At 53.2% G+C, this 21,642-nt stretch carries 17 protein-coding genes and 1 tRNA gene; 6 read left to right on the plus strand and 12 right to left on the minus strand.

Annotated elements, in window-relative coordinates:
• Positions 1-47: 47 nt before the first annotated feature.
• From FYZ48_RS09195 to FYZ48_RS09220, 6 genes are all read right to left on the minus strand, one after another.
• The gene (locus FYZ48_RS09195) at positions 48-1,808 is read right to left on the minus strand and encodes a serine hydrolase (RefSeq protein WP_149339602.1); all 1,761 of its coding nucleotides are present in this window, start codon (positions 1,806-1,808) and stop codon (positions 48-50) included.
• Positions 1,809-1,875: 67 nt separating this feature from the next.
• Complete coding sequence (locus tag FYZ48_RS09200; protein ID WP_149339604.1) at positions 1,876-3,354, minus strand: sulfatase; 1,479 nt, start codon at positions 3,352-3,354, stop codon at positions 1,876-1,878.
• A gap of 208 nt (positions 3,355-3,562) precedes the next feature.
• Positions 3,563-6,658, minus strand: a complete 3,096-nt coding sequence (locus FYZ48_RS09205) for a tetratricopeptide repeat protein (protein WP_149339606.1) — start codon at positions 6,656-6,658, stop codon at positions 3,563-3,565.
• Positions 6,659-6,940: 282 nt separating this feature from the next.
• Positions 6,941-7,013, minus strand: a tRNA-Asn gene (locus tag FYZ48_RS09210).
• A gap of 156 nt (positions 7,014-7,169) precedes the next feature.
• Positions 7,170-7,613 carry an ATP-binding protein gene (locus FYZ48_RS09215; RefSeq protein WP_242022520.1) on the minus strand — a complete coding sequence of 148 codons (444 nt, stop codon included), beginning with the start codon at positions 7,611-7,613 and terminating at the stop codon, positions 7,170-7,172.
• Positions 7,614-7,811: 198 nt separating this feature from the next.
• The gene (locus FYZ48_RS09220) at positions 7,812-8,168 is read right to left on the minus strand and encodes an STAS domain-containing protein (protein WP_002647021.1); all 357 of its coding nucleotides are present in this window, start codon (positions 8,166-8,168) and stop codon (positions 7,812-7,814) included.
• Between the two features lie 743 nt (positions 8,169-8,911).
• Between FYZ48_RS09220 and FYZ48_RS09225 the strand changes: the two genes are divergently transcribed.
• The gene (locus FYZ48_RS09225) at positions 8,912-10,141 is read left to right on the plus strand and encodes a hypothetical protein (protein ID WP_149339610.1); all 1,230 of its coding nucleotides are present in this window, start codon (positions 8,912-8,914) and stop codon (positions 10,139-10,141) included.
• On the opposite strand, the gene FYZ48_RS09230 is transcribed toward FYZ48_RS09225, so the two are convergent.
• Positions 10,103-10,930 carry a dimethylarginine dimethylaminohydrolase family protein gene (locus FYZ48_RS09230; protein WP_149339612.1) on the minus strand — a complete coding sequence of 276 codons (828 nt, stop codon included), beginning with the start codon at positions 10,928-10,930 and terminating at the stop codon, positions 10,103-10,105. The genes FYZ48_RS09225 and FYZ48_RS09230 overlap by 39 nt on opposite strands.
• A gap of 206 nt (positions 10,931-11,136) precedes the next feature.
• Here FYZ48_RS09230 and FYZ48_RS09235 point away from each other — a divergent pair, with 206 nt between their 5' ends.
• From FYZ48_RS09235 to FYZ48_RS09250, 4 genes are all read left to right on the plus strand, one after another.
• Positions 11,137-12,960 carry a M3 family oligoendopeptidase gene (locus FYZ48_RS09235; protein ID WP_149339614.1) on the plus strand — a complete coding sequence of 608 codons (1,824 nt, stop codon included), beginning with the start codon at positions 11,137-11,139 and terminating at the stop codon, positions 12,958-12,960.
• A gap of 305 nt (positions 12,961-13,265) precedes the next feature.
• Positions 13,266-14,462 (plus strand): homoserine O-acetyltransferase MetX, encoded by a 1,197-nt coding sequence (metX, locus tag FYZ48_RS09240; protein WP_145042875.1) that lies wholly within the window; start codon positions 13,266-13,268, stop codon positions 14,460-14,462.
• Between the two features lie 86 nt (positions 14,463-14,548).
• The gene (gene metW, locus FYZ48_RS09245; RefSeq protein ID WP_149339616.1) at positions 14,549-15,202 is read left to right on the plus strand and encodes a methionine biosynthesis protein MetW; all 654 of its coding nucleotides are present in this window, start codon (positions 14,549-14,551) and stop codon (positions 15,200-15,202) included.
• Positions 15,203-15,448: 246 nt separating this feature from the next.
• Positions 15,449-16,273 carry a ParA family protein gene (locus tag FYZ48_RS09250; RefSeq protein WP_149339618.1) on the plus strand — a complete coding sequence of 275 codons (825 nt, stop codon included), beginning with the start codon at positions 15,449-15,451 and terminating at the stop codon, positions 16,271-16,273.
• On the opposite strand, the gene FYZ48_RS09255 is transcribed toward FYZ48_RS09250, so the two are convergent.
• The 4 genes from FYZ48_RS09255 to FYZ48_RS09270 form a co-directional block, all read right to left on the minus strand.
• Positions 16,274-17,719, minus strand: a complete 1,446-nt coding sequence (locus FYZ48_RS09255) for an oxidoreductase (protein WP_149339620.1) — start codon at positions 17,717-17,719, stop codon at positions 16,274-16,276. It abuts the gene before it with no gap.
• Positions 17,720-17,836: 117 nt separating this feature from the next.
• On the minus strand, positions 17,837-18,520 hold the full coding sequence (locus FYZ48_RS09260) for an SDR family oxidoreductase (protein WP_145042881.1): 684 nt from the start codon (positions 18,518-18,520) through the stop codon (positions 17,837-17,839).
• 29 nt (positions 18,521-18,549) lie between these two features.
• Complete coding sequence (locus tag FYZ48_RS09265) at positions 18,550-19,410, minus strand: ThuA domain-containing protein (protein WP_149339622.1); 861 nt, start codon at positions 19,408-19,410, stop codon at positions 18,550-18,552.
• Positions 19,411-19,501: 91 nt separating this feature from the next.
• Positions 19,502-20,215, minus strand: coding sequence for a 3-keto-disaccharide hydrolase (locus FYZ48_RS09270; protein ID WP_149339624.1), 714 nt, complete (start codon positions 20,213-20,215; stop codon positions 19,502-19,504).
• Between the two features lie 350 nt (positions 20,216-20,565).
• Between FYZ48_RS09270 and FYZ48_RS09275 the strand changes: the two genes are divergently transcribed.
• Positions 20,566-20,847 (plus strand): hypothetical protein, encoded by a 282-nt coding sequence (locus tag FYZ48_RS09275; RefSeq protein ID WP_145042887.1) that lies wholly within the window; start codon positions 20,566-20,568, stop codon positions 20,845-20,847.
• Positions 20,848-20,947: 100 nt separating this feature from the next.
• Here the strand turns inward: FYZ48_RS09275 and FYZ48_RS09280 are convergent, their stop codons facing one another.
• The gene (locus tag FYZ48_RS09280) at positions 20,948-21,610 is read right to left on the minus strand and encodes a SpoVG family protein (RefSeq protein ID WP_145189770.1); all 663 of its coding nucleotides are present in this window, start codon (positions 21,608-21,610) and stop codon (positions 20,948-20,950) included.
• Positions 21,611-21,642: the final 32 nt, after the last annotated feature.

The following is a 21,642-nucleotide window of genomic DNA, read 5'->3' on the forward strand; positions in this document are numbered from 1 at the left end:
ATGATTCTCTTCGAGTGATCGATGTATTCTCTTTTGAGATTCCCGAATCAGTCCGATTTGGCTTGCGCTGGAAGATAGCGATAGATGGTATCGATGATGCGATTGTGATGCTTCGTACGCTGGACCGTATTGCTCTGCATCAGCAGAACTCCTGCCAGATTGCGTTCAAAATCGATCCAGGCAACCGGACCTGAGTAGCCGGGGTGGGACAGAATTCGCGAATGCCCGTTGACCTGACTGTCTTTAATCTGAAAGGCCAGTCCATATCGCCCATTCGTTCCCGGCTGAGGCTGATACAACAGCTCGAGTGTTTCAGCGCGGATCAACTGTTTCCCGGCATGCTTTCCTCTATTGAGGTGCAGTTGCATCAGCGTCCCCAGATCGTCGAGTGTTGAATAGACGCCGCCCCCCGCCGTCGAAAGCCCTTTATTCTGACGGGCTGCTACTTCCAGTCCAAATTGATCCGGTTCGAAAATTCCCGGTTTCGTTGAGGAATACAGGGGGGCCAGCTGTTTCAGTTCCTCTGGTGTCGGCTGAATTGTGGTATGCTGTAAGCCCAGCGGCCGAAAAACCCGCTTCTGCATCAATGTAATGAATGTGTTCCCCGTCACTTTTTCAGCCACACAGGCTGCCAGATCAATCGGGCGCCCATACATCATCTTTGTTCCCGGTTCGACAACCAGTCCCAGCTTCAGACAGGCATTGATAAAGTCCTCTGCAGTCTGGGGAGCCACGTAGCCTGCGAGCTGGGGACTGTTCTTCTCCAATTGGCGTTCTGTCTTGAGCCAGTTATCATTCGGAATTCCGGAGGTATGACTCATAGCATGTCGCAAGCGGACCTGGTCCTTGGGCTTTGATCCATCGGAGAGCCGGATATCTGCAAAGGCAGGCCAGGTCTTCGCGATCGGGTCGTCGAAGGTCAGCAAGCCTTCGTCCGCCAGTGATGCCATCAGTGTCGCAGTAAAGAGTTTCCCCGTTGATGCGAGCCAGCAGAGCTGATCGACGGTAAACGGTTTTTTCGTCTCTAGATCAACAAGCCCGTGTGCCTCCCGCATCACGACCTGGCCGCGGTGAATCAGCAGAATCGAGATGCCCGGATAATAACCTTCGTCGATCACTGCCTGGATTTCTGATCGGATCGCTGCCCGCCCTGCCTCGGACAGAGATGTCTGCTCAGGCGGAGCAGAACTGATTTTCAGGTTCCGAAACTCGAGTGCTCCTGCTTTCTCTCCCGCGGGTCCGCCGGAATCTCCGCCCAGGCCGAATGTCAGTTTGGGTTCGGCGATGTAGTCGGCCTTGACCGTAAATTTCCGACCATCAACGGTTGCGGTCATGCTGGGCCCATCAAAGCGAACCTGCGCCGAATACCATTTGCCCGTCTCAATTTTATGGGGCTGTTGCAGCAGGTTCTCGGACTCCCCTTTCTTCGCATGCCCCAACACGCGGATCTGGTCTTGGCTGATCACGAGGTGCACAATATGCCCCCGCTGCTGCGAACCGTTAAAAATGATCCCCGCGAACCGTGCTTTACCTTCCAGACGAAATTCGAAATCAACAACGCCATCCCCCAGTTCGAATCGCCGCATCTTGACGAGACCATGTCGACGAGGCCCCGATTCGTAGCCGCGGAGGATCCCCTTTTCAGCTTTCCATGTTCCCAATCCCCAGAACCAGTCTTTCGAGAGCGGCTCCTGGAACGTTTCCTGCAGCAGGAGTTTGTCGGGAGTGACCTCAGCGGCAGAAAGTTGCCACTGAAAACTGATGCACAGAATCAGACAGAGCAGCGTCTTCAAAAAATAAGCATTCATATCTCAGCTACCTGGAAAGAATAGTGCAGAAGGAAATCAGGTCACAAACGGATGGTCTTGAATGCGCTCAGAGATCTTTTTCGGTAGGAGGGAAGCGTTTGCGGCTGTCACTGTCCACCGGCTTACCACTGCGTGTATTCCACCATTCATGAGCCTTGTCGGGATCATAACTGGGGTTTGGGAGCGGCATCCGGGCACTGACACTGTGCCTCCAGGAATTGAGTTTCTGCTTGAGGTCAGCCACGCGACCTTTCTTTTCGCCTGCCAGATTGTTCGTTTCACCGATGTCACTACTGATGTGATACAGTTCGATGTCTCCGGTTCCGTCCAGGTATTCAATCAGTTTCCAGTCCCGTTCACGAATACTGCTGGCAGGGCGGTCATGGTGGTAATGCGGGTAGTGCCAGTAGAGGGCACTTCGTTTAAGCTGAGCATCCGGATCTTTCAATAACGGTACCAGGCTCATTCCGTCGATCGTCTGATTTTTCGGCAGTGACGCGCCTGCAAGTTCGACGAACGTCGGATAGAAGTCATAACTGATGGTCGGCTCCTTACAGACGGTACCGGGTTTCACCAGAGGCGGATACTTGATAATTAAAGGTACCCGGACGCCCCCCTCATGCAGAGAACCTTTCTCCCCTTTGAGCGGTGCCTGGGTCGAGACATTGTCGTCCGCGTGCTCCCGGTAGTCATACCGTCGATAAAGGCCCCCGTTATCAGAAGTGAAGACGACCATGGTTTTGTTCGTCAAACCTTCAGTCTCGATGGCATCGACAATGCGGCCCACCATTTCGTCACAATGCTCAATCATCGCGGCGTAAACCGGATGAGGCAGATCCTGTTTGAGCTCGGCTGCTTTCTTACGGTACTTCTCCACCTTGTCTGACATCGCTCCCAGCGGGATATGCACGGCAAAGGGGGAGAGCATCAGAAAGAACGGTTTCTGTTTGTTATTCCGAATGAAGTCGATACTCAAATCGGCTTCGAAGTCTGTGCGATATTGTCCTGGCTTCGGTTTCAGATCACTTCGGCCCTGCACCCGGTATTTTCCCGGCAGGTGGGGACCGCCAATGACTGCGGAAAAATCATATCCCTGGCGATCGGGTTGAAATTCGGGGCCATTCCCCAGGTGCCATTTCCCGATGTAGCCCGTGGTGTAACCAGCCGGCTTCAAAGCTTCTGCTACGGTAACCGTATCCAGGGGAAGCGCCATCGTCGGGCGGGGAGTAATCACCCGTTCGAAGGGCCGCCAGTGTCCCGAAATAAAATCGGTAATCCCGATTCGCGCCTGATTCTGTCCCGACTGCAGAGCACATCGCGTGGGCGAACAGACGGCTCCCGCAGCATAGAAATCGGTAAACTTCATCCCCTCTTTTGCCAGTTGATCGATGCGGGGGGTGTCGACGAAGTCATTGTCGTAACAGCCGACGTCCTTCCAGCCCATGTCATCGATAAAGATCAGCACGATATTCGGCTGATCGGCAGCGGAGAGGGTTCCGGTAGCCCAGAGGAGAGTAAACAGAGACAGAACAATCACGCGCGCCATGATTTCAGCTCCCGTTGTCAATTCAGGATGGGTCCCGCCAAAACAGGACAGAGATAAAGTCAATCAAAACGATCTGTTCATCTCTTATAACCCATGACTGCAGCACGGTTAAGTGATTTCCAGCGACTCATTTTAGAAAACCGGAAAGCAAGAAGGTACTGAGAGCGTCAGGCGGTCTGGTTGCCGGGCATCACAGTCAGCAGAAAAATCAGTTCTCTGCTGGATAACGATAGGGCTGAGACGCTTCGTATAATTTCTGGCGACTATCAAACTCGGTTTTCAAGTCATCAGCGGCCAGGGCGATTGCTTCCTGATTGGCCTTCAAAGCTTCTTCGAAATTTCCGTTTGCAGCGTAAGCGACTGCGAGGTTTGCCCAATGTATGGCCTGGTATTCCACTCGATAATTTATACTGATCCGCTTCCCGAAGAGAGCGAGCTTAAGTGCTTCCTCAGGATTTCTGAGTGCGGGATCATTGATGGCTGACTGAATCTCCGCAGCCGCCATGATGACATCAACATTCTCACGATACTCTTTCATCGCCAGTTCCAATGCAGCGAGCGCCTCTGGATATCTGCGCAGCCCGTATAACGCCAGTCCCTGGTATTGCTGGATCTTTTCCATTCCGGGCCACTTCGCCAGCGTTTCCGTGGACATCTCCAGCAACCGATCGGCTTGTCCCTGTTCCCAATAAACTTCACACAGTTTCAGTCTGGGTACAACATCATCCAGCTCCTGATTAACCCGTTTCTCCCAGTACGCCACGCGTTCTGCCAATGGTGCTTCTTCTGCAGGCAGATCTGAAGCGGGAAGACGTTTCAGCCTCACGTTCTTCAATTTCCAGACGATCCCGGGTGGGTTCGGCAGACGGACTGCTTTACTTTTCGACTCGATCTTGAAGAGCAGTTGATTCCTGAGGGGCGCTGTTTCGTCAAAGCGGACCTGATCCGGGTAGTTCCCCAGGGTAACTTCGCTGGAATCCGCATTCAGCTTCCAGTCGATCAGATGTATGCCGGGATCCATCACGCGAATGGACTGCTCCTGATGACGGTACGGCACGCGGTCGACGGTATAAATTCGGAAACCGGCGTGCAGGTCTTCCAGCTTATGGAATGGATTGGGCCCCTTTACTTCTGCTTTGGGATAGGACCAGTAGCCTCGAATTCCCACATTGAGTGATGGAATTTTTTCACCTTCTTCATCGGTCTTCCCATACAATTCTTCCCAGCGAATACCAATATGCGTATCACCGGGATGAGCCGCGATTTGCTCGATCTGGGCCTGAATCCGGAGAGGCGCCTCCACCGTGATCAGCGGGCGGGCCCAGGAGTGCTGTGCTTCATTTGTTTTTCGACAGACGAGTAGACTTTGATCTGCGCTGTCCCAGTCAATCTGATCGGCGCTGATCTCCCAGCCGAGCCCCCGATCTTCGAAATCGAATTCAACCCAGTCTCCCTTGAGGTATGCCCTCAGTTGTTGCAGCATTTTCCCTGTGTGGGCATAGTAGCGTTCTGCCAGTTCACCCTCGGCCGTTGGTTTTAATGCCTGCCACTCTTTATCCAGGGCATCGATTTCCGAGAGCTTTGCATCCGCGGTCCAGCCTTTGCGTATTTTTTGATCGAACTCCAGAACACGATCCTGGACTTCTCCCTGAGCAGCAAACAGTCTGCACATCAAAAACTTACCGGGACGATGTGATTTCTGAAGTTGAGAATAGTCGAAGTCTCCTTTAGTGGCCTTAAACTCGGCGAGAGCCAATTCTGGATACCCTGCCCGCTGGAGAAACAGACCAATTCTTGTCCTGTAGTAAGGCGTATCACCATATAATTTTTCATCCGGATGCGCTGCCCGGTATTTCTCGCGCTGAGTCAGGAAATGATCGATGATTGTCTTAGCACCAAACTTTTTCTGTTGTGACCAGTCATCGATGAATTCGTTGTCCTGCAGATATATCATGACCTCAAATGCATAGTAAGGCAGCTGGGTATCAAATCGATCACTGTTGACACAGTGACCGGCAAAGCTGCGAAACTGACCCAGATCGCCTCCCCAACGCGGCAACATCGAATTCCACAACGCATAATACGGAAGTGACCGATCGTAATGGTTTTCGACAGAACGGCGAAACCAGTCAACCGGCTCGTAGACTCTGTCATGTCCCGTCATGGCAACCGAGATTAATCTGATGGGAGGGTGAGGAGAATCCGGCCGCAGCAGACAGGCATACTCCAGGTGAGCCTTTCCCATCTGGATGCCCTTCTGGAAAGTCAGTTGATCGCCACGGCTCATTTTGCTGGCGTATCTGCCTCGGCGTTCTCCCCAGGCCTGGTCGAGCAGACGCTGCCCCGTCAACCAGTGTTTGATAAATGGCTCGATTTTTTCTGACTTCAAACAGCCGACAACTAATCCATCGCGAAAGGTGATGTCATTCACCTCCCAGATCCCGGCTAACTTGAAATGGACACAGTCCAGCCACTGCTGTTCTGTGGAGGCTTCTTCCAGCCAGCGTACGATGCTCACCAGTAAGGCATCTTTATGTCCTTTGCTGACCGATGAGCTGAAATCGACTACAAACAGGCGGAGATAAACCTGAATGATCTGCGGGTACTGGCTCGTTCTCAACTGCTCGAGACACTGGGTCCACAGGGACAACGCGGCGTCGGAATCGCCGGTCTCTTCATACAAGACATAGGTCACGTAGGTCAGCAGTAAGGGATCATTGGATTGGAGTTCCACCACTTTCTTTGCCAGCGAGATAATTTCATCATCCGACAGAGAATCGGGTTGCCCCGTCACTCTGAACAGGTAAGCCTTCAGAAATTCCTCGCCCGCGGCTTTGGCTTCGGGTTTGTCTTTGGTCAGTTGCTGATATGCTTCCAGCTCCCGCAGGCGGAACTTGTGATATTTCTGCAAGAAGTCGCGGGGGGGGGCGACGAACTGTTTGACGAGCGCCAGATCAACGGGTTGATTCAGCGTTTTCCCCGCGCGTTTGATTTTGAAGTCTTTGACCTTACCACTCGCCTGGCTGGCTTCCTCGTAGAGGTCTTCACTGAGCTCCCGATAATTTCCGGTCAACAGAAAAACGGGACCGTCGCCGTAGTCGGGATACTCCAGTGGTCTGGCAGCGCGACGGGCGGGATCATCATAACCGAGCTGACGGATCTCCGCCGCCACCTTGACGTCCCGGTTCGCCTGCTGCTGGGCAGCACGTTCATCCTGTCTGGAAAAAAGCAGGGCCAGCAAAGACACCAAAACCAGAATCAGCAGAGTTGAACGGACAACATTCTTTTGGACTGGAGAGAGCACAGATCCTGTTTCCTTCTGAAAGTGTATGGATAGCGAAACAGATCAACCTCAGATCGGTACAGAGATACAGTCCAATCTATCGGTGCGTAGTTCGCCAGGCAAGCAGGAAGTGCGGATCCACATGGAAAATGTCAGGAGCCAGAAGCCTGATTCACCCTACCAGCAGAGACCAGCGGGGAAAGCTTGAGAAGTGTGAGAGCGATCTGAAAGTGCATAAAAAAACCCGATATCGCTTTGCGATACCGGGCGAAATTGTTCAGGAGCTTCTTTTAAAGAAACAAGCTCCTCGACAAGGACTCGAACCTTGAACCTAGCGGTTAACAGCCGCTCGCTCTACCGATTGAGCTATCGAGGATCAGTTTTTGTGGTAAGAGATTTCTCTCAACCACGTTGTGCCTATAAGATATTGTGAGAAAAGCGTGAAGTCAACCGAAGATAAAGTGGAACCAGCGACGTTCTGACAAAATTTTGGGAAAAGTTGGCAGGAACGGTTCACCGTAACTGAGTCAGATCACTCGCTTTCGGATTCGGGCTGCTCGGGAGCCACGCCTTTGATCTTCTCCAGCGTGACTTTGTTCCCCTGATCGTTATATTCGATCAGATTCATAAAAGCGCCCATCAGCATAATTCCCCGTCCGCAAGGGCGTTCGAGGTTCTCCAGCAGGGTCGGATCGGGGACTTCAGTGCGATCGAAGCCTTGCCCTTCATCCTGGATCTCAATGCGGACCCGCTCATCGCTGATCCAGCATTTGATATCCACACTTTTGTCGGGAGACATCCGGTTGCCGTGTTTGATGGCGTTAACCAGAGCTTCTTCCAGCGCCAGCCGCACTGCAAATACATCCCGATCGGGGTATTCACGTACCTCAAGACCCTCAACAATGCGGGCCTGTACAGCCTGCCCTTCTGAGGTATCGCTGGGAATCGTTACTTCAATGTATTCGTCCGATGACATGAGTTTGGCCAGCACACGATTTCTGGTGTTTATCCAGTGACTATTCAGAGACCGCTTAAAAGTTCCGGTTCATCCATTCCCCGGTTTTGAATCAAGAAGTGATTCACTCTTAAACGTCCCACAATGTAATGCTCAAAACCTGTTCTAACGCGAATGGTAACAGCCGACGCTTCCGGTTCAGCAATTACCAGGCCAGTGTTAGAAACCTTCGAGCGCCGCCTCCTGTGTTTCGGCGATATCAAACAACTGATTCAATCTGGTGATGGCAAATACTTCATAAATGTCGGGACGAATTGAACAGAGTTTCAACTTGCCCTTTGCCTTTTTCACTTTTTTATCCAATGTGATCAACTTACCAAGTGCAGCACTTGAGAGGTATTCCACGTTGGAGAAATCAAGAATGATCTTCTTGCGACCATCTTCATCAACAAGCCCAAATAACTGGGTTCCGATGATCTGGATATTGCCTTCATCCAGAATTTTCTTGTCTATAAACTTTGCAATGGTGACATCCGAAACTTCTTCGATGTCAACACGACGGTGACCAGCTGCCATAATTCCAGCCCACCCTCTTCTAAAGAGACAAAATCCGACGTTGGCACATGCATTCCCTCTGAATACATTATCGTAGATAGGAGTTAACCGACGACTGCCTGGCCCGATCGGAATCGATCAAAATAACGAGTTGAATAAAGTAACAAATTATATCTGTTGAATCCAAAAAAGGAATTATCTAAACAGATATTCCCATTAGACTAACATCAATTTTGCTGAGGACACATATCCCCGGTTATGCATGATCATCACGCTTTCTTTCCTTGGTGTCAAGCATATTCACAAGATTGTTTAGCGGAATATCCGGGTCTAAGTGCCATATTCAGCAGAGTTTGTGTAATGTCACGCTGTCACTCTGGATAAAATCCCATCGATTCTCTTCCCTGCCCCTGAAAACTACGCATGACGATCAATGCTTTTGCCTGCTGACGTTTCCGATTTGTACAGGAATTGAAACAGACACACGCTGCGCGTTTCGTTTGTGAAACGTTTTTTCCACCACCTGACCGACGGTTGAGTCAGAGCCTGGCAATGATCAGTTCCTTGTTCTCTGTCTCACGCAGTGTGCAGGCAGTATTAACTGTCATAACCCTGTCGATCTGGCTTCGTGACGGTGAAACCCGCGCAATCAGATTCATCCTCGCGCAACCGTTGACAGTCCAGGCGCGCTGTTTGCCCTCTTAACAGGTTTTCTCCGCAGCTTGATCTCTGCAGAACTCCGACTCTCTCACCAGGAGAAAACCATGAACTCTGGATTCAAGTCACTACTTTGTCTGTGCTTAGTCAGCGTCTGCTGCGCCACCCCACTCACTGCCGGGGTTGAAGTCGAACTGACAAACGGAGAAGTACGGACCGGCAGCTGGATCCAGTGGGGCCCCCATGAGACCATGCTGCTCGACTCCGGAACGGAGCAGCGTTCACAGATCGAACGCATCTCGCTGGATTCGATCAGACGACTCTCCATCGATGAAAGCGTCTATGACCAGGAAACCATCCAGCTGGCAGCAGCCCGGCGGTCCCCTGCGGAGCCAACCGAGTTCGTTAAAAAACGACGACTGATGCCTGCTCCGATCTACGTTCCTTCCCTCCCTCAGCCAGTTCTGACAGCACCGCCGATGAACGTCGACTGTAATCGCTGCAGCCGGAGTGTGATTCTGGGAGTCCACGAAGATCCGTTGAATGCCTACCAGCACCTGATAGAACAATACTTCCCGAATGGCGTCCCCACGCTCGAACGGGGACACGTACTGGGGCTGATGCGGGCCGCCACTGCACAGCAGGCTCTGGGATATGCTCCCCTGCCCGCTGGACCTCCCCCGGTCCAGGGACTTCCCGCGCCGCCACCTGCGCCCTTTCCCGGACCAGGGCCTGTGTCAGGTCAACTGACGCGGATCTCGGTGGAAGCGACTCCCGTCAATACACGTGGTCAGGCCGACTGGGACGCCCTGGCGGTCCGTGTGCAAGGTTTCGATCAGGCAGGCAGACCCGCGCCGCTGACAGGTCAGGTTCAGATTCATCTATACGGAGAACGTCAACTGTTACTCCACGCCTGGGATCAGCAGTTCGCGGCGAAACCGATTCAAACCATCTCACTGGCCGAATGGACCCGCAACTGTTCGACTTCACCGGAGACACAAAATCCCAGTGCCGGCAATCAGTTTGGAGCGGGAGTTCCTGCTGACCAGACCTGGATCGTCAGAATGCCGCCCCGGATTCCCGAACATAATCCGAACGTCTATGCTCTCGGTGCCGTGCAGGCCACGCTCGTCTCACCCGGCAAAGGGACTTTCACCGCTTCGCTGCCATCGGTCCCGTTAAAGCATGTCTCAACGGTCCGGGATGTTTCGCTGTCGAATACAGGCACACGCTTCTTCCCTTCTGAGACAACGTCCGAGGGGATCTATCGTCCGACCCGCATCAATTACAATGCTCCCTCAAGGCCAAACAGCCGCACACTCTCCGTCCAGCCTTAATGTGAGACACTTGGCTGAGCCCCCCGCTTTGATGAATTCATCCAGGGGGGCGCTGTGCGGTTCATAACCGCGTTCCCGGAGGGTCTGCTCGAGCTGCGGGCAGCCCGTATTCAAAGCGACCGATTTTCCAATCACCACCGCGTTACAGGCGAACCGCTGCGCTTCTTCATCGACTACGGGAATCAGATGAGGGATATGTTCCTGTAACGCCTGCTGTCCATAACTGTCGAATGCGGGCGGATAATAAATCGCCTCTGTTTCGCTTAAAGGACAGAAACAGGTATCGAGATGGTAGTAAAACTCGTCGACCAGTTGCAGGGGAATTACCCGACACTTCATTTCAGCAGCCACCCATTGCAGGGCTTTCACATCGCTGCGAATCAGGTAACCCGCAAACAGGGTGTCGCCACAGAATAGAGCGTCCCCAGCTCCTTCGAAGAAAAATTCTTCGGGCATCTCAATCGTTTCAAAGCCTGCCTGCTCAAACCACTGTTGATCAACGGGGGTCTCGCCCTGGCGGGCCTGGTGTCGAAACAGTGAGAGGAATACGCGATTGTGCCAGATCAGTCCGGCATTCGCGGTAAAGACGAGATCGGGCAGCCCCTTCACGGGCGTCATCAATTCAATGCGGGCATTCAGTTTCTGAAGCAGTGCGTACAAAGACTCCCACTGCTGGCGGGCCACTTCCAGATTGCTCTGCTGACTGCGGCTCATCCAGGGATTGATCTCGTATTCGATCCCGTAATAATCGGGGGGACACATCAGGATCGTCGGGCTGTCGTATTTCACTTGAACGTCTTTCTGGCTTCCTGTCAGTTAATCGATGTGAACGTCTCCTCTTTGTAATTATAGCACAGAGGGAAGTCTGCTGTGGGAAGATTTCTCTCGTACCGAAGACCAGCAAATACCGGCTGCATAATTGACGGATTTACTGTCGATCTCATACATTCAATGAATTGATAACCGACACATCCTTTATTTCGGGATTCCTCACCATGACTGATACTGCCTCCTATCCGCTGACCTGGGAACTGGACTCGCTCTACCCCAATCCTGCGCAACCCGAGTTCACCGCGATTCTGCAAGATTGCAAAAGTACACTGGAAGCTCTGGTCGAACGTGTGGCGCAGCTGGCTGATGCCGGGAATCCAGAGCAGGACGCAGCACTCTGGGCCGATTTTCTGACAGACTACCAGGCAGCGACTGCAGAACTTTCGGGGCTGTTTGCATTTCTCGAATGCTGTTGTGCAGAGGATGCTCATAACAAACAGTACCAGGTGCTGATGGGGCGGCTGGCCAGTATTCGCCCGCTGCGCGAGAACATCGAAACGCAACTGCAACTGACACTCCGCGAACTTTCCGCGGAAACCATTCAACAGTTCTGCGAGCAGGAACCCCGTCTGCAGGAAATTCGGTTCTTCCTCGAAGAGTCTAAGCGGGGTGCGACCCTGCGACTTCCCAAGGAACAGGAGATCCTGGCTTCCGAACTGGCCGTCGATGGTTTACACGCCTGGGGACGGCTTTACGATCGGCTCTCCGGGGATCTGAAAATCCAGCTCATGGAAAAAGGAGAACTGGTAGAGCGATCTCCGGGACAGGTGCAGTTCGATTCTCCGCAACGGTCAATCCGTGAAAATAACTTCTATGCCGCGAACAAAGCCTGGGATACGATTGCTGACTCGTGTGCCGATGCGTTGAATCACCTTTCGGGCACGCGACTGACGCTCTACAAACGGCTGCCAGTCACCGACCACCTGGATGCACCGTTGATTTACAATCGCATGCAGCGGAGCACACTGGATACCATGTGGTCTGTGATCTCCGAGCGGAAACAGAAGCTGGTGCGATTCCTGGAAAAGAAAGCGGAACTACTGGGACTGCCTCGACTCTGCTGGTACGACCTGAATGCACCGTTGCCCCTGGCCGGGGCGGAATCAGCCGAGCTGACTTACGACCGCGCCTGCGAATTGACGGTCAATTCATTCGCCGAGTTCAGTTCTGATCTGCGAGACTTCGCGGAACGGTCTCTGCGCGAGCGCTGGATCGAAGCGGAGAATCGGGCCGGCAAACGTCAGGGGGGCTTCTGCACAACTCTGCCTCTGAAAAAACAATCCCGCATTTTCATGACCTTCACCAACTCGGCTGACAGCATGTCGACGCTGGCGCACGAACTGGGACACGCCTATCATTCCTACGTACTGAAAGACGCACCGTTCGTCTTAAGTGATTACCCGATGAACCTGGCCGAGACGGCGTCTACCTTCGCGGAAGCGGTTTTGGGTGAGCAACGGTTGAAAGCGGCCAAAACCCGCGACGAAGAGCTGCAGATTCTGGATGGCATGCTGGGAGACTCTGTCGCCTTCATGATGAATATCCATACCCGCTTCCTGTTTGAAGATCGTTTTCATCAGGAACGCGCCGCTGGGGAACTGACTCCAGAACGCTTTTCGGAACTGATGCTCGCCGCGCAGCAGGAAGCGTACATGAATGCCCTGGACGACTCCGGCTGGAATCCCAGCTTCTGGATCTCCAAGCTGCATTTTTACATCAGCGAATTGCCGTTTTATAACTTCCCGTACACGTTTGGTTATCTGCTCTCACTGGGGATCTACGCTTTGGCAGATACGTTCGAGGATCAGCGCGAGTTCGCGGATAAATATCGTGAACTTCTGATTGCCACCGGCTGTCAACTGACTGAAGACGCGGTGGCCGGGACATTTGGTTACGACCTGAGTCAGGCCGAATTCTGGAACAAAAGTATCGATATTATCGATCGTCGCGTGGATCGTTTTCTGGAGCTGGCTGACCAGGCTGACTGAAGATCAGATCAGTGACTCAGACGAAGGCCCGGAAATCCAAATTTTGCGGAATCCGCGGAAAAAACAGACTTTCAGTAAAACCAGCCTTAAAATGCAGAGAGATCCACCTGTATTACTGCCGCAACGTGTCGAAATTCCACACCTGCTGCGGTATACTGGTGCACTCTGCAGAGCAAATATCAAGAAATTATAGCCGGCTTTCGCTCCTGAACGAGCAGCCGGATCTGCCTCTAAACCACGGCCGTTTCTCTAGATAAGAATCGTGCCTGGTCTTTTTGCAGGACTACTGAGAAATATCACTTTCCATGGCTACGCAACAGGAACTTTCAGAAACCCGCCAGCATTCAGGAGTCGGTCTGGTTCAGACCCGACTTGCGACCCTGTTTATGCCCCCCGACTGGCTCAAGCTGGCAGGGGGTGGCGAACTGGGTCCGATACAGGTTGCCTATGAAACGTACGGCACCCTGAGCCCTGAAAAAGACAACGCCATTTTCATCTGTCACGCTCTCACAGGCGATGCGCATGCCGCCGGTTATTACGAAGACGATGATGAAAAAGCCAAACCGGGCTGGTGGGACGAACTGATCGGCCCCGGTCGCACCCTGGACACGGATAAGTATTTTGTGATCTGTGCCAACGTCCTGGGTGGCTGCATGGGAACCACAGGGCCCGGAAGTATCAATCCAGAAACCAACCAGCCTTATCGTCTGAACTTCCCCTTCATCACCGTGGGGGATATTGTCGAAGTCCATGCGGCTCTGACCCGACAGCTGGGAATCGACCAGTTGCTGGCTGTGATCGGGGGCAGCCTGGGAGGCATGCAGGTACTGGAATGGGCGGCCCGCTTTCCGGATCAGCTGCGGAGTGCGATCTGCCTGGCATCCGCGGCTCAGCTCTCCGCCCAGGGCATTGCGTTCAATGCCGTCGGTCGACGGGCCATCAAAACAGACCCCGAATTCAAAGATGGTGAATACGAACGGGGGGCCGGCCCGCGTTACGGTCTGGCCCTGGCCCGCATGATCGCTCATATTACTTACCTGTCGGATCAGTCGATCGAAATGAAATTCGGCAGACGTCTGCAGGACCACGATACATTCACCTACGAAATGCTGCCCGAGGTGGAATTCCAGGTGGAAAGCTACCTGCACTACCAGGGAAAACGGTTCGTCGAACGCTTCGATGCGAACAGCTATCTCTACCTCACGCGGGCCATGGATTATTTCGATCTGGTCTCGCAACACGGATCGCTGACCAAAGCCCTGGGACGGACCAATGCCCGGTTCCTGATCGCCTCGTATGATTCCGACTGGCTGTTTACCACAACACAGAGCAAGGAAATCGTCCGGGCGTTAATCGAATGCGGCAAGCATGTCTCCTTTATTGAACTCAAAAGCCCTTTCGGCCATGATTCCTTTTTGATTGAAATCGAACAACTGCAGAAACTGATCACTCCTTTCCTGGCGCAAGCCTACGAATCGAGACTGGCGGAGAAACAGAGCTGACCGCTCCCGTGAAACACCACTGAATGAACAGAGATCTGAATACATAAGAGTAAACCAATACCATGTGCGCACAACATCGATACTGTATGGAGGACCCGTCGCTGGACGTGACTGACAAGCTGCTGATGGAGCAGATTCAGCCAGGCAGTCGCGTGCTGGACCTCGGATGTGGTGATGGGCGGTTGCTGGCGCGACTCCGCGATGAACGCGATGCTTCGGTCCTGGGTATGGAAATCGACATCACGCAGCATCATGGTGCCATCGCCCGGGGTGTACCGGTCATTCAGGCTGACCTCGATGAAGGTCTGCACGACATTCCGGATCTGGCGTTTGACTACGTCGTCTTGAGTCAGACGCTGCAGCAGGTTCTGCACCCCAAACAGTTGCTGGAAGAAATGGTCCGCGTTGCCCGACAGGCTCTGGTCGTGGTTCCCAATTTCGGTAACTGGCGCATCCGCCTGCAGGTCTTGAAACAGGGACGGGCTCCGGTTACGGAAGTGCTGCCCTATGAATGGTACAACACCCCCAACCTGCACCTGATGTCGATGCACGACTTTCAGGATCTGATGCGAATCCTGGGAATCGAAATCCTCAAGGAAATTCCGATCATCAAGCATCGGGCGGTGGAAAAAGCCTGGCTGGCCAACTTGCGAGCCCAGCAGATTCTGTATGTGCTCCAGCGTCAGGAACAGACCACAGAGCACGCCCCGGCCAAGCCGGCGACTCCCCTGACCTTCTAAGGACGTTTCCCCGTCAGCGGATCTCCAGACGGGGAACAGACTTGCCGTTTCAGGCTCTGTTTCGGGGCAGGAATTCCTGTTTCCCTGAATTTGAAAACGCGATATACTTCCCCACCTTCTGGTCTGAGCAGAGAACAGACCACAGGGAGCCGGTATAAACCATGTCTCCCTAACGTGATATAAAATCACCACTTGAGACTAATTCAGCGACTCGTTTTTTAAAGAGAAAGAGGGAAGGGACTCCCGATGCGTATCATAGCCATCATGAATCAAAAAGGGGGCGTCGGCAAAACCACATCCAGTGTGAACATGGCTGCCGGCCTGGCAATGCAGGGAAAAAAGGTCTGCCTGGTTGACCTCGATCCGCAGGGCCACGCCTCATTACACCTGGGTATTGAGCCATTTGGAAATGTGCCGACCGCCTATGATGTATTTTCCGGGTTCAAAACGCTGGCTGAAACACGACAGCTGGTCGCGAAAAACTTGTGGGTCGTGCCAGCGACACTCGATCTGGCCGCCACGGAGCTGGAACTGGTCGATGCCGAGGACCGGGAAGTCGTCTTGCGCCAGGCCATTCAGAAAATGGCAGACACCGAACCATTCGATTATCTCATCATGGACTGTCCGCCTTCACTGGGTGTACTGACCATTAACGCTTTGACAGCCGCTGATGAAGTGATCATTCCACTGCAGCCGCACTTCTTCGCGTTGCAGGGTCTTTCCAAACTGTTCGAAACAACGGCTTTGGTACGGCGTCGCCTGAACCGGAACCTGAAGGTCTCGGGAGTGGTCCTGTGTCTGTATGAAACCGGAACCAGACTGGCGGCTGACGTGACCGACGACCTGTGTGCCTTCCTCAGCGAAAGCGATCCCGAAGCCCCCTGGGCCAACGCCAAAATTTTCCAGAGCCGGATCCGCCGCAACATCAAGCTGGCCGAAGCGCCCAGTTATGGCCAGTCGGTATTTGACTACTCCAGTTCCTGTCCGGGTGCCAAGGATTACGCCGGCCTAGTCGAGGAAATCATCGCCGACGAACAGAGTGAACAGGCGCCGATTCAACAGGCCGCCTGATTACTCTTCAGCGGCTTTCTGCTTGGCTTCCAGTTTTGCTTTGGCTTCTTTCCAGAGTGGATCGTAAACCTCTTTGTCGAACGGAGGACATCCTGTGGGATACTGTCCCAGTGGATGATCCTTCGTACGCATGAGGTTGGTGCAATAAGAGAATGTCCGGCAGACTGTTTTGCGTTTGAGTTTGCCCTCTTCCTGCAGCAGCTTCGCAAACTCCGGTTGTGACAGCGTGGCTCGTCCCATGCCGACAATCGAAATCTTGCCCTGCTCTACATTCGCCGCAGCAGCATGCATGGCGAAGTCCTGCAACCAGCTGTAGCCACTACCCACCACCGGAATGTCGGGAACAGCTGCCTGAATCTGTGAGGCAATTCGGAAGTGCCGGGCCACACCGATCAGGGGATGTTCGGGAGCGTGATAGCCATCGGTCGGCGGAAATTCCGCGGGCCGTACAATATGTGGATTGGCGTAGGGATTCCCGTTGGAAATATTGATCATGCTGATGCCCCACTCTTTGAGCAGGCGGGCCACTTCGAGCGGTTCGGTCAGATCTTCCTGAAGGTGATCGTCGGGATTGGTGCCGAAGGCCGTCTGCAGGGGCAGTTCATGTGGGCAGGGCTCACCAATGAAGTCATCTCCCGCGCCCTGATAGGGAATGCCATCGTAACCGTTCATACGAGTGGCGATTACGAGCCCGGGACATTCTTCTCGTATCCGTTGTATGACGTTACGAACCAGACGGGTCCGGTTTTCGAGCGATCCCCCGTACTCGCCGGGACGGTTCTTCGCAGCCAGCAGTTCTGAGAGCAGGTAGCGATGGCACTGTTTGATATCGACGAAATCGACGCCGATTGATTGTGCCAGCTTCGCGGCGGTCACGTACTGGTCTTCGATGCGTTTCAGATCGTCGTCCGACAACAACGGATAACTGTCGTCTACGATCTTACCGGTCCCTTTATCGACGGTCCGTGGATCCAGTACCTGATCGTGGGTGGCCAGCAGAGGTTTTTCGAAGCTGAAGCGACCGGAGTGTGTCAGTTGCAGACCGATGACCTGCCCGGCGTCCGAACCAAAGACTTCTGCATGTGCTTCACGACATCCGGCCAGCATTTTCTCCAGGGCGGGTGCGGTCTGATCGTTGATCATCAACTGGCGGGGATTCATGCGGGCTTCCGGACCGATGGCGGTCGCTTCACCCCAGATGAGCGAGGCCCCGCCGGCACCGAAGCGTCGATAGCGACGGTAAGTCAGTTCATCGGGAAAGCCATCGGTGGTGCCGTCACAGCCTTCCATCGGTTGAATTCCGAGTCGGCTTTTTGCCTGCAGATGGCCGATCTGAATCGGTTCATAGAGAACCTTAAAATTGTCTGAGACTTCGATCGGGCAGCCCAGGCGTTCCGAATCGGCAACAACATCTTCCGGTGTCTTATATTTAAAATATTTGGCCATAGCAGGTGACTTGGTACGTATCAGGAGGGTGTTCAACGGCTGTTCAAAATAGACGCTCCCCGAGTGTACTCAAAGCGGGGGCGAATTACCATTCAGCCGGGTTTCTGCAGATATTCGTTAAACGGGTACCGTCAGCGACTGACCATTATCGCGGGCTGAGAGCCCCAGCAGATAGGGAACGGCGACTTCTGCCCATTCTTCCGCGGTGGGATAATGGTCGGCATGCGAGCCGAAACAGCTTTGCAACAGACGCGTGTTGATGATTCCCGGATTCAGCGGGACGGCAGCCATCCCCGGAGGCAGTTCCTGAGCCAGCGACTGGGTCAAGCCTTCCACGGCCCACTTGGTGGCACAGTAAGAGGCCACTTCACCAGAAGCCGAACGTCCCCAGCCCGAACTGAAATTCACGATCACACCGGATTCTGACTGCAGCATCGCGGGGACAAAGTGACGAATGGTATTAATGGTCCCTTTGATGTTCACATCGATGATGCTGTCGATGTCGGCCGCGGGGATTTCCCAGAGCGCCGCATTCTCATTGATGACCGCTGCATTGTTGAGCAGCAGATCGGGTGGCCCGAGTTCCGCGATGACCGAATCGGCCCAGGCCTGCACGGCCTGATCGTCGGCGATATCCAGCGCGGTAAAATGATGGGGCTTGCCGAACTGATCTGATAACTCGGCGAGTGGTTCCGGGGAGCGGCCACAGCCGGCCACTGTGTGACCAGCTGCGATGAACTCCGACACCATTGCCCGTCCCAGTCCCTGGGTGACGCCGGTGATGACAATTACTTTTGACATGATGGTTTCCTGTCCCTGGCCGATGGCACTTATTTCTTTTCAGCAGCCTTCACAGCGGCAGCGGCTTTGGCGTCTTCCTGTTTTGACAGCTCCGGATTGACGGGAACCGCAGCCGGTGCATCGCCGCGAATCCATTTAATCGCGCCGATGACGGAATCCAGAAACGCGGGATTGGTCCAGGTCGAGGGGTTGTGTCCCATGTTGTTGACAAAGACTTTGCCCTGTCCCCAGTCCTTGGCCCAGGCGACCGGGACCTGGTAGGGACGCTTGGGGTTACACTTCTCCATATTCAGGCTCATCAGCACATGCACTTTTTCCGGCTGCCAGTTTTTATACTGATAGATTTCATCTTTGACCTGGAATTCTTTTCCGAAGGGCTTCATGGCAGGAAAATCGGTGTTGTGCACGGTGATCGTCACCGTATTGCCGGCGGTCCAGGGATGGCCGTTAAAGGAACCGCCGATCATATCCCAATAAGGTTCGTAGGACTTGTAGGTATCGGTGGCTGAGTGAAAGCCGATAAAGCCGTGGCCCTTCTGCTTCAACCAGTCATTCAGAAAATACTGCAGATCTTCTTCTTTAATGGGCAGCATGCCCGTGGTGTAGAACATGACGATGTCGTAGTTCTGCAGATTTTCTTTCGTGAAGTCGGCTGCGGCATCCTGGGTACAATCAACGGTGAACAGGCCCGACTGCTTACCGAGTTGAATCATCGCGATTTCAGAAGGAGACAGCTGTTCTTTCTCCCGTTTGACGGAGCCGTGTGTATAACCTTTGCTCTGGGTGAGCATCAGGATACGGGTCTTGGCGTCGGCTGCATCGGCAACATCAGTCACGGTCAGCAGGGGGAATATCAGCAGACAGCAGACTGTCAGAAATCGAAAACTCATGGTGGTCGCTCCCAGTTGAGAATGAAGGATACGCGGAAGTCAGATCTCGCTATTTTAAAAGAGATCAATTCCCGATTGCAAAGCAGTGAGACTAATCGGTCAGTTCCTGGATACGGATATTGCGGAACTCAACCGGGTTCCCCTCGGACTGCAGTCCAAAAAAGCCATCTTTCAGCTCGCTCGGTTTGGAAGTAGCGATTTCTGTTCCGTTCAGAACCGAGGTTAACGCACCGTCTTTACAGACGACTTCGATCGCATTCCACTCGCCTACCGGCAGGCGCACCTTTTCCCGGGCTTCCTGGTTATCGGTGACTTCCAGAGTAATGTCTTTGCTGTTGGATTTGATGTGTGCCATCTCAGAATACTTACCCTGTACTTCGAGGCACTTGGGCCAGACACGATTTTCACCTGTGATGTAGAACAGGAATCCCGTGTTCGGATCGGCATTTTTTTCAGCCGATTCGGGGAAGCGATATTCCAGGCGAACGGTGCAGTTTCCGAGTGCCACGCGTGTATAGATATAACCGCGCGGCTGTCCCTGGCAGGAAATGATTCCGTCCTGCTCAGTCCAGTTTTTGCCTGAGACCGGTTCTTTCGATTTACCGGCGAATTCCTCAAAATCCTTCAGATGCAACAGGGTAAATCCGTCTTCGACTTCGAATAACGATTCGATAGTTTTTTCAGGTTCATCGATGGCGGGTACTTCATTCAGCGCTTCTTGTTTCTGTTCTTCCGTGGGTTTTCCACAGGCAGACAGCAGACAGGTCAACAACATCAATAGAACAAAGGAAAGCTGAGTTTTCATAGATCAGGTTCTTTCATGAAGGTCAGACATACTTTCTCTGCTCCCGGCCCAGAGCGTAACACTGTGAAGATTTATCGTACCCAATCTGCTTAATGCACTGAAGTCTGGCGTCCCCTGTTCCAGTCAGGATGCATATAATCGATACATTTTTCTCGGGCCTGGCGGATTTACTGAATTCAGTAATCAAGAGATGCGGGAGATCCCGCAGACTTTGCCGATAGAGATTATGTACTCTCCCTTAACTGATTCGCCTCACAGGATGACTCAGGCACCATTGGCCGAAGTCGGAACGCTGTGCAGGATCAGGCAGCATTAATTTCAGTATCCTACTGAGATAGAAATGGGCTATCATGCAACAAGTAATGATCTCTCCCCCCGAGGATCAAGCGAGGACGACCAGTCACACCTGTGCCTCGCTGATCAAATCGCAACCGGCCGGCCAGGCTGATAAACAACAGGATCTGAGTATTTCAGTACTGGAATGGCTTAACGCAGAGTTGAGAAAAGAGGTAGAAAAGCAGGAAATCGTATCGTTTCAGCCAAACGAGAAAATGATCGATCGTTTGCAGAACATGCTGACTTCCAAAGCGACCGGCATCACCATTATGGTGGTCGGTTTATTCATCATGTAAGACGCAGCAATCTGAAGGGTAATCCGGATTCGTGTAACAGCTACTGATTCTGCTATGTATGCAGCGCTCAGCCGCATAGCAGGATCAGCAACAGGTGGAATCAGACGATTCCTGAACCGAAGGAGTCGCCCTGGGCACCCGGTTCACGATTTTGTGAAGTAACCCTGTCGGCGGCTGGCTGATCGGCCGGATTATGATGGGGTGGTTTCCCATCCGAACGGTCTTCAGCAGCATCAATTCGAAATACCTGACCGTTCTTGCGGTGAACGGTCGATTCCGTGCGGGAGGACTGGACCAGAGGTGTCTCGTCGTAGTCCTCTTCGTAGGGTCCGAGCCGTGCGTAATCTTCTTCGCCGAAATCATCATAGCGGCAGATGTAACCTTCCTGCTGCGCGGAGACTCGCTCTTCCTCATACGCCTTGAGGACCTCTTCCTGGATCAATTCCCGGCATTCGGAATTGATGGGATGCGCGATGTCGGCATAGAGACGGGCACGACCGGCGTCATCTTTGTCCGCCCGGTTTTCATCCAGACGCACGCCACACTGGTTACAGAACGAGGCGCGCAGATGGTTCTTGGTATGACACTTGGGACAACGATCCATCAGCTTGCGGCTGGGCATCGCCACGAAGGCACCTTTGGCCCCCTGAATGATTTTCAGATCTCGAATGACGAATGAGACGTCGAAAGTAATTGAGCAGAATGCCAGCAATCTTTCGTGTGGGTCATTCATCAATTTGATGCGTACTTCACTGATCTCCATGGCCTCACTCCATTTGTGCCAAATTTAAAATT

It is taken from the genome of Gimesia chilikensis (genome assembly GCF_008329715.1).
GTDB classification, from domain to species: Bacteria; Planctomycetota; Planctomycetia; order Planctomycetales; family Planctomycetaceae; genus Gimesia; species Gimesia chilikensis.

What these genes read in the sequence shown, in the direction of transcription:
- FYZ48_RS09195 (WP_149339602.1), bottom strand. Translation starts at nt 1,808, where the DNA reads ATGAATGCTTATTTTTTGAAGACGCTGCTCTGTCTGATTCTGTGCATC.
- FYZ48_RS09265 (WP_149339622.1), bottom strand. Translation starts at nt 19,410, where the DNA reads ATGAGTTTTCGATTTCTGACAGTCTGCTGTCTGCTGATATTCCCCCTG.
- FYZ48_RS09225 (WP_149339610.1), top strand. Translation starts at nt 8,912, where the DNA reads ATGAACTCTGGATTCAAGTCACTACTTTGTCTGTGCTTAGTCAGCGTC.
- FYZ48_RS09235 (WP_149339614.1), top strand. Translation starts at nt 11,137, where the DNA reads ATGACTGATACTGCCTCCTATCCGCTGACCTGGGAACTGGACTCGCTC.
- metX (WP_145042875.1), top strand. Translation starts at nt 13,266, where the DNA reads ATGGCTACGCAACAGGAACTTTCAGAAACCCGCCAGCATTCAGGAGTC.
- FYZ48_RS09270 (WP_149339624.1), bottom strand. Translation starts at nt 20,215, where the DNA reads ATGAAAACTCAGCTTTCCTTTGTTCTATTGATGTTGTTGACCTGTCTG.
- FYZ48_RS09260 (WP_145042881.1), bottom strand. Translation starts at nt 18,520, where the DNA reads ATGTCAAAAGTAATTGTCATCACCGGCGTCACCCAGGGACTGGGACGG.
- metW (WP_149339616.1), top strand. Translation starts at nt 14,549, where the DNA reads ATGGAGGACCCGTCGCTGGACGTGACTGACAAGCTGCTGATGGAGCAG.
- FYZ48_RS09215 (WP_242022520.1), bottom strand. Translation starts at nt 7,613, where the DNA reads ATGTCATCGGACGAATACATTGAAGTAACGATTCCCAGCGATACCTCA.
- FYZ48_RS09200 (WP_149339604.1), bottom strand. Translation starts at nt 3,354, where the DNA reads ATGGCGCGCGTGATTGTTCTGTCTCTGTTTACTCTCCTCTGGGCTACC.
- FYZ48_RS09255 (WP_149339620.1), bottom strand. Translation starts at nt 17,719, where the DNA reads ATGGCCAAATATTTTAAATATAAGACACCGGAAGATGTTGTTGCCGAT.
- FYZ48_RS09275 (WP_145042887.1), top strand. Translation starts at nt 20,566, where the DNA reads ATGCAACAAGTAATGATCTCTCCCCCCGAGGATCAAGCGAGGACGACC.
- FYZ48_RS09220 (WP_002647021.1), bottom strand. Translation starts at nt 8,168, where the DNA reads ATGGCAGCTGGTCACCGTCGTGTTGACATCGAAGAAGTTTCGGATGTC.
- FYZ48_RS09250 (WP_149339618.1), top strand. Translation starts at nt 15,449, where the DNA reads ATGCGTATCATAGCCATCATGAATCAAAAAGGGGGCGTCGGCAAAACC.
- FYZ48_RS09280 (WP_145189770.1), bottom strand. Translation starts at nt 21,610, where the DNA reads ATGGAGATCAGTGAAGTACGCATCAAATTGATGAATGACCCACACGAA.